1 protein-coding gene is annotated in these 14,347 nt (G+C 67.3%); it reads left to right on the top strand.

All coding sequences use genetic code 11. The features are described from left to right. Positions 1 to 267: 267 nt before the first annotated feature. A complete protein-coding gene (locus ACQP2U_RS30485; RefSeq protein WP_433710627.1) occupies positions 268 to 14,340 on the top strand; it encodes an amino acid adenylation domain-containing protein in 14,073 nt (4,690 codons plus the stop codon). Positions 14,341 to 14,347 lie beyond the last annotated feature (7 nt).

The raw sequence follows: 14,347 nt of genomic DNA, 5'->3' as shown, positions 1-14,347 counted from the left end.
ACTACTGATTCGGGGGTTGCGATCTGGTGCGGAAACGTGGTGGCCGACCGTCACCTAGGCTGTTGGAGGCCGTGTTGTGAAGTCGATCGCGCTTCTCGGGCGAATGTCGTAACAGATTCCCGCGCATGGGGATATGGGACGAGTTCGCTCTTGTAAACTCGAACGCTTGACTCGCGGCAGCAGAGCGGTCCGTTAGTGAAGTACGTGCGTTCCATTATGCGGGTGTGGTCTTTAGGCGCGCAATAGGTGAGAGGTGTAATACCGGAAATGGCAAGGGATCGTCGTTCCGCACGCGGTAGTCGTCGCCGAGTCGGTCTGCTGTTCGGGAATTTGCTCGCAGCCGCTGTGGAGTCCGCCGCCGACGCCGTCGCCATCCGGTTCAACCCTTCGGGCGATCCGTCCGACGGCAAGCAACTGACCTATCGCGAACTCGACGAGTTGTCCTCGCGCTTGGCGCGCGAACTCATCGAACACGGGGTCGGCGCGGGCGATGTGGTGGCCATCGGTATCACGCGCAGCATCGAATCCGTGCTGGCCGTGTGGGCGATCGCGAAAACCGGCGCCGCGTACGTGCCAGTGGACCCCGGCTATCCGGCTGACCGGATCGCGCACATCCTCTCCGATTCCGGTGCCGTCCTCGGGCTTACCACTGCGGCACACCGGCCGGTGCTCGGCACGACTGTGGACTGGATCGACCTCGACGATCCGGTACACGCTGGGCGCATCGCCGAACGCCCGGCTCATCCGATCTCCTACACCGACCGGGTCCGTCGACTCGACGAACGCCACCCCGCCTATGTCATCTACACCTCGGGATCGACCGGACGGCCCAAGGGCGTCGTTGTCACGCACGGCGGCTTGGCCGGACTGGTCGCCGCGCAGCGCGAACAGTATGCGGTTACCGGGGAGTCGCGGGTCCTGCATGTCTGCTCGCCCAACTTCGACGTTTCGGTGCTCGAACTCCTGCTGACCTTTTCCTCCGGTGCGACATTGGTGATCGCGCCGCCGTCGGTATTCGGTGGCGCCGAACTCTCGGATCTGCTGCGCCGCGAGCGCGTCACCCACATGCTCATCACCCCGGCCGCCTTGGAATCGGTGGACCCGGACGGCCTGGACGAGCTGCGAGTTGTCGTGGTGGCCGGTGACAAGTTCGGACCGGAGCTGGTCGGCCGCTGGGCTGGCGAGCGTGCGTTCCACAACGGCTACGGGCCCACCGAAGCGACGATTCTCGCCACCAGCACACCGCCGCTGGCACCGGGTGAGCCGATCACAATCGGTACGGCCATCGCGGGTATCGGTGCCTTCATCCTGGATGCCCGGTTGCGCCCGGTGCCCGCCGGGGTGATCGGCGAACTGTATCTGTCGGGTCCCGCCTTGGCGCAGGGCTATCTCGGTCGGCCGGGCCTGTCCGCCGAGCGCTTCGTGGCCAGCCCATTCGGCGCCGATATCGGCACGCCGGGCGCGCGGCTGTATCGCACCGGCGATCTGGTGCGGCGCACCGAAGAGAGCGGCGTCATCGAGTACCTGGGTCGCTCCGACTTCCAGGTGAAGATTCGCGGCTTCCGCATTGAACTCGGCGAGATCGACAACGCGCTCACCGGTCACCCGGATATCGACTTCGCGGCGACCCTCGGCAAGACGCTGCCCTCGGGTGCGACCGCGCTGGTGGCCTATGTGCTGCCGAAGGCGGGGGCCGCGGTGGACACCGAGGCGCTCGGCGAATTCCTCGGCGAGTCACTGCCCGCATACATGATTCCGGCCGCCTTCGTGGTGCTGGACGAGATCCCGTTGACCCCGGTCGGCAAGCTGGACCGGGCGGCACTGCCCGAGCCGGTCTTCGCTCCCCGCGAGTTCCGTGCGGCGGAGACGCCGGTCGAGGAGATCATCGCCGAGGTATTCGCCGAACTGCTCGGGGTCGAGCGCATCGGTCGCGACGACTCGTTCTTCGCATTGGGCGGCGATTCGATCCTGTCGATCCAATTGGTCTCGCGCGCCAAGGCACGCGGTGTGGTCTTCACCGCCGCGGAGGTTTTCGAACATCGCACGGTCGCGGCCTTGGCCGAGATCGCCACCTCGGCCGACGCGGTGGAGCAGCAGCTGCTGGCGGAACTGCCCGGTGGCGGGGTCGGCGAACTGCCGTTGCTGCCGATCATGGCGGCGATGCTCCCCAGCGACTCGTCGTATCAGCGGTTCTCGCAGACGATGGCGCTGCGGCTGCCCGACGATATCGACCGGGAGACCCTGGCCGCGACCCTCGGCGCCGTCTTCGACCACCACGACATGCTGCGCGCTCGGTTGCGCGAAGCGACCTCGGACAACCCTCGGACCTTCGAAGTCTTGGAGCCGGGCGCGATCGACGTCGACGCGCTGGTGCATCGGGTAGAGGTGCCCGACGATATCGACGATGCGGAGTTGTCGCGGCGGGCGAGTGTCGAGTACGACGCGGCGCTGGGCCGACTCGATCCGGCGAATGCGGTGATGGCGCAGTTCGTCTGGTTCGCCTTCCCACAGGGCGGCCGCCGTCGTGATGTCTTGCTGGTCGTCGCGCACCACATCGTGGTCGACGGAGTGTCCTGGCGGATTCTGATTCCGGATCTCGCGATGGCCTGGTCGCAGCTGGTGGCGGGGCAGCCGGTGGCGCTGCCCGCCAACGGAACCTCGATGCGGCGCTGGGCGCACGCCTTGCGCGATGCGGCGCAGGATCCGGTCCGAGTCGCGGAACTGCCGTTCTGGCAACAGGTTTCCGATACCGAGGATCCGCTGTTCGGTGCCCGCGCGTTCGATCCCGCGGTGGACACCTTCGGCACCGTCGATCGCGTCGAGGTGACGGTGCCCGCCGAGGTGACCGATGCGCTGCTGACCGCGATCCCGGGCCGGTATCACGGTGGTGTCAACGACGGCCTGCTCTCGGCGCTGGCGCTGGCGGTGAGCAAGTGGCGTGGCGAGAGTGCGGGCGGTACCGCGCTGGTCAAGCTGGAAGGCCACGGCCGCGAAGAGGGGCTGGTCCCCGGTGCGGATCTGTCGCGGACGGTCGGCTGGTTCACCAGCGCCTTCCCGGTCCGGCTCGATCTCGCCGGCGCCGATATCGCCGAGGCCTTCGCGGGTGGAAAAGCCTTGGGCACCATCGTGAAATCGGTGAAGGAGCAGCTGCTCGCGGTCCCCGACAAGGGCCTGGGCTACGGCCTGCTGCGCTACCTGAACCCGGAGACCGCCGCCGAACTGAGCGGTGCCCCCCAGGTCAGCTTCAACTACTTGGGTCGGGTGTCGACGGGGAAGATTCCGGAGGGACTCGGTGCCTTGGGGTGGGTACCGGTCGGGGATCTGGGTCAGCTGGATGCCGAGATGGATCCGGATATGCCCGCCAACGGCGTGATCGACATCAACGCGATCGTCACCGACGGCGCGGACGGACCACAACTCGGTGCGTCGTTCGCCTTCCCGCGCGGAATGTTGTCGCGGGAAAGGGCACAGGAGTTCGCCGATCTGTGGGTCGCGGCGCTGCACGCACTGGCCGAGCATGCGCGGCATCCGGATGCCGGTGGGATGACGCCATCCGATCTGCCGCTGGTCACGGTCAGCCAGTCGGATATCGAAGTGTGGGAACGGAATTACCCGGCACTGTCGGATGTATGGCCGCTCTCGCCGCTGCAGTCCGGTCTGCTGTTCCACGCACAACTCGCCGAGTCCAGTATCGACGTCTACACCTCCCAGGCGACGGTCGATTTGGGCGGCATCGTGGATGCCGATCGACTGCGGGCGGCGGCCCAGGCCATCTTGGACCGCTATCCGAATCTGCGCACCGCATTCGTCACCGGCGCCGACGGACACGCCGTACAGGTGGTCCTGGATCGGGTCGAAGCACCATGGCGGACAGTGGATCTGACGCATCTGCCCGAATCGGAGCGGCTGGCGGAACTGCGGCGGCAGGTGGCTGTTGAGCGCGAGACCGGCTTCGATATGTCGGCCCCGCCGCTGATGCGATTCACCCTGTATCGCACCGATCAGTGGCATCTGGTGATCACCACCCATCACATCTTGCTCGACGGCTGGTCGATGCCGCTGCTGATGCGCGATGTGCTGGTGCTCTACGCGACCCGGGGCGATCGGTCCGCGCTACCGCGGGTGCCGTCCTACCGCACCTTCCTGAGCTGGCTGGCCGGTCGGGATCGGGAGGCGTCGCTGCGGGTGTGGGAACAGGCGCTGTCCGGTGTGACGGAGCCGACGCTGCTCGCCCCGCAAACGCGGACGGTCGGCGGCCATGGCAACGGCAAGGTGGTCACCGAGATCGACACCGAGCGCACCCGCCGGATTTCGGAGCTGGCGGCCGAACTCGGCGTCACGGTGAACACCGTGCTGCAGGCGGCGTTGGGCATTCTGCTCGGGCGGTTCACCGGTCGCGACGACGTGGTGTTCGGCACCACGGTGTCCGGACGTCCGGCCGAGTTGTCCGGCGTGGAGTCGATGGTCGGTTTGTTCATCAATACGCTTCCGGTGCGTGTGCGGGTCGACGGCCGGTTGGCGGTCGCCGAGTTCCTGCGGACGCTGCAGCGCGAGCAGGCCGGTCTGCTCGACCACCACTATGTGGGGCTAACCGATATCCAGCGGATCGCCGGTGCCGGAGCGCAATTCGACACCTTGCTGGTCTTCGAGTCCTACCCGATCGACCGGGATGCGATCGCCGCCGCCGATTCCATCGACGGCATGTCGGTGACCGCCGTCGGTATGGAGGACGGTGCGCACTACCCGCTGACACTGGTAGCGGTCGCGACGTCGACGATCGAGCTGACGTGGCGGTATGCCGGTGGCGGGTTCACCGCTGACGCGGTGGACACCCTTGCCGCGCGGCTGGCCCGGGTACTCGACGCGCTGGTCGGCGATCCCGCGGCCCAGGTCGGCGATATCGATATCATGCTGTCCGACGCCGAGCGGGATCGAATTCTGCTGGGCTGGAACGATACCGGTCATACGGTCGAACCCGAGCTGCTGCTGGACGGCTACCGCCGCGCGGTGCTGGCGCATCCGGATCGGGTCGCGGTGGCCTACGAGGGCGCGGAGCTCACCTACGGGGAACTCGACGACCGGGTGAATCGCCTTGCCCGCCTGCTGATCTCGCAGGGAGTGGGCGCGGAATCGCTGGTCGGTCTCGCGGTCCGGCGCTCGCTGGATCTGGTCGTCGGCATGTACGCGGTGCTCACCGCGGGTGGTGCATACGTACCCGTGGACCCGGATCATCCGGCCGAGCGCGTCGAGCACGTGCTGACCGCGGCGCGGCCGGTGTGCGTGCTCACCACGACCGCGGACGCCGTTCCGGTGCCGGACGGAATTCCATTGCTGCACATCGATACCGCGGATCTGGACGGAGTCGCCGGTACCCCGCTGGAGGCCGGGGAGCTGCTGCGACCGGTGCGCCCGGAGAGCCTGGCGTATGTGCTGTTCACCTCCGGCTCCACCGGACGGCCCAAGGGCGTCGCGGTTTCGCACCGGGCCATCGGTAACCATCTGGCCTGGATGCAGTCCCGGTATCCGCTGCATGCCGATGATGTGTACCTGCAGAAGGCCGCCTTCACCTTCGACGCCTCGATGTGGGGCTACTTCATTCCGCTGCGACTTGGCGCCAAACTGCTGATGGCCACCCCCGACGGCCATCGCGATGCCACCTATATCGCCGAAACCATTGCGGCGCAGCAGGTTACCGTCACCGACTTCGTGCCGTCGATGCTCGCGGTGTTCGCCGCCCACACGCCCGCCGGTGCCATTCCGACACTGCGGCACATCATCGTCGGTGGCGAGCTGCTGCCCGCGGAGACCGTGGCCGCGGTCCGCGCGGTGTGTGACGCGTCGGTGCTCAATGTGTACGGGCCGACCGAGACCGCGGTCGCCGTCACGACCTGGCTCGCGACCGCCGACGATCAGGGCGGTCTGCCGATCGGCTCGCCGGTATGGAACAGCCGCCTGTACGTGCTGGATTCCCGCCTGCGGCCGGTGCCCGCCGGGGTTACCGGTGAGCTCTACCTCGCCGGTGATCAGCTAGCCCGCAGCTATCTCGGGCGCGCGGATCTGACCGCCGAACGGTTCGTGGCCAACCCCTTCGGAACCGGCGAGCGGATGTACCGGACCGGCGACCTGGTGGCCTGGAGCGCACCCAGTGTCCTGAAATACCTGGGCCGCACCGACTTCCAGGTGAAGCTGCGCGGACAGCGCATCGAACTCGGCGATATCGAGGCGGCACTGCTGGCGCAGCCGTCGGTGAACCAGGCGGCAGTCCTGGTGGTTCCCACCGAACTCGGTGACCAGCTGGTGGCCTACGCGGTCCCGGTGCCCGGCGCGCACCTCGAGGTGGAGCCGCTGCGCGCCGCGCTGGCGGGCACACTGCCTCCGTACATGGTTCCGGTCACGATCGTGGAGCTGGGCGAGTTCCCGCTCAGTACCGCGGGCAAGCTGGACCGCAAGGCGCTGCCGCGGCCGACCCTGGCGGGCCGGGAATTCCGCGCGCCGTCCACTCCGCTCGAAGAAATCGTCGCTGGCGTGTTCGCGGAGGTGCTCGGTGTGGACCGGGTCGGCGCCGACGACGACTTCTTCACCCTGGGCGGCAACTCACTGGTCGCCACCCAGGTCGTGGCCCGGCTGAGTGCGGCGTTGGGCGCGCGGGTGCCGGTGCGCATGCTGTTCGACGCACCGGTGGTCGCCCACCTGGCTGGGCGTATCGTGCCGGATTCCGAGCATGCGGATCGGCCGCCGTTGACGCGGGCAGTGCGCCCGCAGCGCATCCCGCTGTCATTGGCGCAGCATCGGATGTGGGTACTCAACCAGGTCGATACCGAATCCCCGTCCTACAACCTGCCCTTCGCCATCCGGCTCACGGGCACTCTGGACGTGCCAGCACTGCGCGCGGCCGTCGCCGATGTATTGGAGCGGCACGAGGCGCTGCGCACGCGCTTCCCGGTCGACGGTCCGGACGCGACGCCGCGCCAGGACATCATGTCCGTGGCCGAAACGCTGCCGAACGGGCTGGAGGTCGAAGCGACCGCGGACCCGGATCGGGTCGCGGCGCTGTTGTCCGCCGGATTCGATGTCACCGAGCACCCGCCCGTGCGCATCCGGTTGTTCTCCGACCCAGCCAGCGACGAGCATCTGCTCGTCCTCGTCACGCACCACATTTCCGCGGATGGTGTCTCGCTGGCACCGCTGGCTCGGGATCTGGCGACCGCCTATCTCGCGCGCACGGCGGGGATCGCCCCGGGTTGGGCTCCGCTGCCAGTGCAGTACGCCGATTTCGCGCTCTGGCAGCACGCGGTCATCGGTACCGAGGACGACGAGAACTCCATAGCCGCACAGCAATTGGCGTACTGGCGGCGGCAGCTGGCCGGTGTGAGCGAAACCGCGCGGCTGCCGCTGGACCGTCCGCGTCCGGCGCAGGCGTCGATGCGCGGTGCGGCGACCGAAATCGCCGTACCCGCGCAGGTGCACGCCGGTCTGGCCAGCCTTGCGCGCCAGCACAATTCGTCGTTGTTCATGGTCGTACACGCCGCACTGGCCGCACTGCTTGCGCGGCTGTCCGGCGGCTCGGATATCGCGATCGGCACGCCGATCGCGGGTCGTGGTTCGGCCGAACTGGACGATCTGGTCGGCATGTTCGTCAATACGCTGACCCTGCGCACCGATGTCGATCGCGACGCTTCGTTCGCGGCATTCGTCGAGCAGGTTCGCGAGACCGACCTGTCCGCCTTCGCCAATGCGGAGATCCCATTCGAGCGGGTGGTCGAGGAGGTACTGCCCGCCCGGGCCGTCTCGGCTAATCCGCTGTTCCAGGTGATGCTGTCGTTCCAGAACATCGAGCAGCCGACACTGGAATTGCCCGGGCTGACGGTCTCGGCCGTCGATACCGGTGAGATCGTCGCGAAATTCGACCTGCAGGTGATCGTCGAGGCGCGCCAGCACGACGATGGCAAGCCGGGCGAACTGGTCATCGGCTTCGCCTATGCGACAGACCTTTTCGAGGAAGCGACCATTGCGGGCCTCGGCCGCCGACTCGAGCGGATCCTCGCCGCTGTCGCCGCCGATGCGCAGGTGATCGTGGGTGCCATCGACATCCTCGATGAGGCGGAAAGGGACCGGGCGCTGGCCGCGCCCGTACGGACCGCCGAACCAGCACCGGCCGAACAGACCACGCTGCTGCCGCAGCTGTTGGCCGATGCCGTTGACACCAATCCGGATGGTGTCGCGGTGATCTTCGCCGATGCCACCGAGCAGCTGGCAGAATGGGAGTACGTCGACCTCGACGAGCGCTCGAGCAGGTTGGCTCGACTGCTGATCGACCGTGGCATCGGTCCGGAGGACCTGGTCGCGATCGGTATTCCGCGTTCGCCGGAGTCCGTGCTCGCGGTGTGGGCGATCGCCAAGGCCGGCGCCGGATTCGTCCCGGTGGATCCGAACTATCCCGTCGAACGGGTCCGGCACATGATCGCCGATTCGCATGCGGCGCTGGGACTTACGGTCACCGAGGTCGGTCCCGACCTGCCCGACGAGGTGCAGTGGCTGACCATCGATGCCGACGATATCGATCGGCGACTCGACGACTACAGCGCTGATCCGGTGACGGATGCGGATCGGTCGCGGCCGTTGCGCGCGGGGCATCCGGCCTATGTCATCTACACCTCCGGATCGACCGGTAAGCCCAAGGGCGTGGTCGTCACGCAGGCCGGTTTGTCGAGTTTCTGCGCCGAACAGCGCGAGCGCTACCGGGTGACGAGCAGTTCGCGCACACTGCATTTCGCATCGCCGTCGTTCGACGCATCGGTGCTCGAGTTGCTGTTGGCCGTGGGTGGCGCCGCGACCATGGTGGTGGCCGCGCCGACGGTCTACGGCGGCGACGAGCTGGCCGCGCTGCTGCGCCGGGAGCGGGTGACGCATGCGTTCATCACGCCCGCGGCGCTGGCGTCCGTCGACCCGGCGGGCCTGGACAAGCTCCGCGTCGTCATCGCCGGAGGCGAGGCCTGCCCGCCGGAGCTGGTGCGGCGTTGGACGATTCCGATCGCCGGGCGGCGTACCCGTGAGTTCTACAACGGGTACGGGCCGACCGAGACCACGATCATGACCAATATCAGCGCGCCGCTGGTGCCAGGGGAGACCGTCACCATCGGCGGGCCGATCCGCGCCATTACCGAGTATGTACTCGACGAGCGGCTCTCGCCGGTGCCGGACCGTGCCGTCGGCGAGCTCTACATCACGGGTGCGCAGGTGGCCCGCGGATACCATGAGCGCCCCGCGCTGACCGCCGCCCGGTTCGTGGCCAATCCATTCGATCGGGACGGTGCCAGGCTGTACCGGACCGGCGATCTGGTCCGCCGGACGGTCGACGGTGCGCTGGAATATCTGGGTCGCAACGACTTCCAGGTCAAGGTCCGCGGCTTCCGCATCGAACTCGGCGAAATCGACGCCGTGCTCGCGGCGCACGAAACCGTTGACTTCGCGGTCACCATCGGTCACGAAATCGCCAGCGGTGCAACAATTCTCGTTTCCTATGTGCATGCCGCCGCCGGTGCGACGGCCGATGCCGACGAGCTCACCGCATTCGCTGCGAACAGCCTGCCCGCGCACATGGTGCCGACCACCGTCATGGTGCTCGACGAGATTCCGCTGACTCCGGTCGGCAAACTCGACCGTGCCGCCCTGCCCGCGCCGGTGCTGCACACCAGGGCCTACCGTGCGCCGTCCGGGCGTTGGGAAGAGCTGGTGGCGAGCGTATTCACCGAATTGCTCGCGCCGTCGACACCGGTCGGTGCCGACGACGACTTCTTCGAATTGGGTGGCAACTCGCTGATCGCCACCCGGCTGGCGGCGCGGCTGGGTGCCGCATCCGATACCCGGGTGCCGGTGCGCCTGCTGTTCGAGGCGTCGACGGTGTCCGCGCTCGCGGCCAGGTTGAGTGAGAACGAGGCCGGAAGCGACCGTCCCGAGTTGGTCGCGGGTCCGCGGCCGGAGCGGATTCCGCTCTCGGCGGCGCAGCAGGCCATGTGGTTCCTCAACCGCCTGGATACGTCCTCGTTGGCTTACAACGTGCCGATGGCGGTGCGCCTGACCGGTGCCGTCGATACGCAGGCGCTGCGGGCGGCGATCGGGGATGTGGTGACCCGTCACGAGATTCTGCGCACGGTATATCCGCCCATCGATGCGGGCCCGGTACAGGTGATCCTGCCTGCGGCGCAGGCGATCCCGCCGATGCTGGTGCAGCGCATCGACCCGGCCGAAATCGTGGACGCGGTGGCCGTGTTGGCCAGGACCGCCTTCGATCTGACCGTCGAGGTGCCGGTCCGGGTCAGCCTGTTCGACCTCGGCGAGGGCGCGAACGGTCGCGAATACGTGCTGGCGATGGTGGTGCACCACATCGCGGGTGACGGTTCGTCGATCGGCCCGCTGGCCCGTGATCTGATGACCGCGTATGTGGCACGCAGCGCCGGACAGTCGCCGAATTGGGCTCCGCTGCCGGTGCAGTACGCCGACTACAGCATCTGGCAGCGCGAACTGCTCGGTGCCGAGGACGATCCGGAATCGTTGGCGGCCAAGCAGATCGGGTATTGGCAGCAGGAATTGGCCGGATTGCCCGAGCAGCTCGACCTGCCCTCGGATCGGCCACGGCCGCTGGTGCGTTCCTACGCCGGTGGCCAGGTGTCGGTGCGGATCGATGCCGAAACCCACAGCGCGCTGGCCGAATTGGCGCGTGCGCAGGGTGTCACGGTGTTCATGGTGGTGCACACCGCGCTCGCTGTGCTGCTGGCGCGGCTGTCCGGGACCAACGATATCGCCATCGGTACGCCGATGGCCGGACGCGGTGACGCCGTGCTCGACGACCTCATCGGTATGTTCATCAATACCCTGGTATTCCGAACCCGATACGACGGCGGCGCGCCTTTCGCGGACCTGCTCGCCCGGCAGCGCGAGACCGATCTGCAGGCGTTCGCGAACTCGGATGTGCCGTTCGAGCGCTTGGTCACTGTGCTGAACCCGGTGCGCTCGCCCTCGCGGCATCCGCTCTACCAGGTGGGGCTGTCGTTCCAGAACCTGGACCGGGTCGCACTGGAACTGCCGGGGCTGACCGTCGCGAGTTTGGATATCGGTGTCGAGGTATCGCAGTTCGATCTGCACTGGTACATCGGCGACTCCTACGATGAGGCGGGCACGCCGCTGGGTATCGGCGGCATGGTCACCTACGCCGCCGATATGTTCGACCCCGCCACCGTGCAGGGTTTCGTGGACCGGTTCGCGCGCCTGCTCACCGCCATCGCGGGTGATCCGGGTGTGGTGGTGGGCGAAATCGATCTGACCGAGGCGACCGAACGGGCCGCGCTGCTCTCGGATGCGGCCGAAACGGCGCACCCGGTATCGGCGGATTACCTGCTCACCGGCTACCGCCGTGCCGCAGCGACGACACCGGATGCGGTGGCCGTCGTGCACGACGAGACCGCCTGGACCTATCGGGAATTCGACGAGCGCGTCAACCGCATCGCCAGGTACCTGATCGCCCAGGGCGTCGGCCCCGAATCCGTTGTGGCGCTGGCGATACCGCGTTCACCGCAGCTGGTCGCCGCGATGTATGCGGTGCTGACCGCGGGCGGTGCGTACCTGCCGCTGGACCTCGACCACCCGGCCGACCGGATCGGGTACATGGTGGCGACGGCCGAGCCGGTCTGTGTACTGACGACCGATGGCAATTCGGTACCCGTCACCGGAGTTCCTGTCATCGATATCGACGCGCTGGATCTGTCGGAATACTCCGGCGAGCCGATCACCTTCGGTGAGTTGCGTGCGCCGCTGCACGCCGATCATCCCGCGTACGTGCTGTTCACCTCCGGCTCGACCGGTCGCCCCAAGGGCGTCATGGTCTCGCACGGCGCGATCACCAACCAGATCGAATGGATGGTGGACCAGTACGGGTTCGGTCCCGAGGATGTGTATCTACAGAAGACGGCGACGACCTTCGACGTATCGCTGTGGGGCTATTTCGCTCCGCTGTGGGTCGGCGCGCAACTGGTGCTCGCCGCACCGCACGGACAGCGCGATCCGGGCTATATCGCCGAGCTGATCGCCACCCACCGGGTGACGGTCACCGATTTCGTTCCGTCGGTACTGCAGGTCTTCCTGGCCGCTGCCCGGGTGGAGCAATTGGCCTCGCTGCGTGCGGTGTTCGTCATCGGTGAGGCCTTGCCGCCCAACACCGTCGCCGATTTCGCCGCGCTGTCGGATGCCGGACTGCACAACCTGTACGGTCCCACCGAGGCGGCGGTATCGGTGACGTATCGCCCCGCCTCCATCGATGACCGATTGACGGTGCCGATCGGTGTATCGCTGTGGAATACCCGTACCTATGTGCTGGATTCCCGGCTGCATCTCGTACCCGCCGGTGTCGTCGGCGAATTGTATTTGGCGGGAAGCCAATTGGCGCGCGGCTACCTCGGCCGTGCCGACCTGACCTCGGATCGGTTCGTCGCCGACCCGTACGGCCCGGCCGGTGCCCGGATGTACCGGACCGGTGACCTCGTGCGCCGCCGTGCCGACGGCGTACTGGAATATCTGGGACGTACGGACTTCCAGGCGAAGATTCGTGGCCACCGGGTCGAGCTGGGGGAGATCGAGGCCGCGCTGCTGGCGGATCCGTCCGTCGCCCAGGCCGTGGTGGTGGTGGCGAAGTCGGAGACCGGGGATCAGTTGGTCGCCTACGTGGTGCCCGTAACCGAGCTCGATGCCGATGTCCTGCGCGAATCGCTGGCACACGTGCTTCCGGGCTATATGGTGCCTTCGGCCATCATGGTGCTCGAATCCTTCCCGGTGAACAGCAGTGGCAAACTGGATCGGGCCGCGCTGCCGCGGCCGGTACTGCGCGCCCGCGAATTCGTGGCACCGGCCACCGACACCGAGCGCGCCGTAGCCGAGGTTTTCGCCGAAGTACTCGGCATTGCTCGGGCCGGAGCCGAGGACGATTTCTTCGATCTCGGCGGTACTTCGCTACTCGCCTTCACCTTGCAGCGGGCGCTGACCACCCGCCTCGGCATCGACGTGCCGATGGCGGCGCTGTTCACCACGCCCACCGTGCGCGGTCTGGCCACCCGCCTCGACAATCCGGAGGAGCCCGCGGCCGTGGTCCCGGGCACCGACATCGCGACGATCACCACTGACGCAGTGCTCGAACCGGAGATCGATGGGGTGGGTCTCGCACCGGCAAGTGCCGAGGCACAGCGCGACGTACTGCTCACCGGCGCGACCGGATTCGTCGGTGTGCACCTGCTCCGGGAACTGTTGTCCGGCACCGATGCTACGGTCTGGTGCTTGGTGCGCGGCGACGATAACGAGCGGGCCTACAAGCGGATTCGCGACGCCATGCAGCTGTACCGGATCTGGGACGATGCCTATCAGGGGCGAATCGTCGCTGTCGCTGGCGATCTGGCCGCGCCCGGACTCGGACTCGATCAGTCCGACTGGGCTCGGCTCGCGCAGCAGATCGACACGATCTACCACAATGGAGCCCGCGTCAATCACATCGAGCCGTACACGCGGTTGCGCGCCGCCAATGTGTCGGGCACCCGTGAGGTGCTGCGGCTGGCGACCACCGGGCGGATCAAACCGGTGCACTTCGTCTCCACGGTCAACGCGGTGATTCCGAATGCGCCCGCACCGGATTTCGTCGCCCGTGAGGATGCTCGAGTGCCGGTCGGCGAGGTATCCGGAAACGGTTATGTGGCAAGTAAATGGGTCGCCGAACAACTGATCCGCCAGGCCGGTGAGCGCGGTGTGCCGGTCAGCATCTACCGTCCCGGCACCGTGTCCGGTGATCCGCGACTCGGCGTGAACAGTGTCGACGACTCGTTCTGGAACATGATCCGGGCGGCCGCCATTCTCGGCCTCGCCCCGGATATCGGCGATGCCACCATGTCGCTGGTGCCGGTGAACTATGTGGTGGGCGCCATCGTCGCGCTGGCGGATCAGCCGCCGGTCGGCGCGGCCTATCACCTGGTGAACAACCGGCCGGTGGCGATCGGCGATATCTTCGAATCCCTGCGCAGGAACGGGATTCCAATCGAGATCGCATCCATCGAGGAGATCGCGACCAAACTGGCCGAGGAAGCGGCGGCGCGCGATGCGACCGGCGACGATTCGCTGGTGCGTGCCGCCTTGGTCAGCGGCAACTACGGCGGGGCCGCGGCCGCGGTCGAGGACACCAATACCCGACTCGAGTTGGCGCAGTACGGTATCCACTGTCCACCCATCGATGCCGAGGCCTTGGACGCCTATGTCAGGGCCTTCATCGATGCGGGTTTCTTCCCCGCCCCGAGCGACGTCCAGCTGTAGAGAGGAA

The organism is Nocardia sp. CA-084685 (assembly GCF_050955785.1).
Lineage (GTDB): Bacteria > Actinomycetota > Actinomycetes > Mycobacteriales > Mycobacteriaceae > Nocardia.
This window is presented reverse-complemented; position numbering and strand designations above follow the sequence as displayed.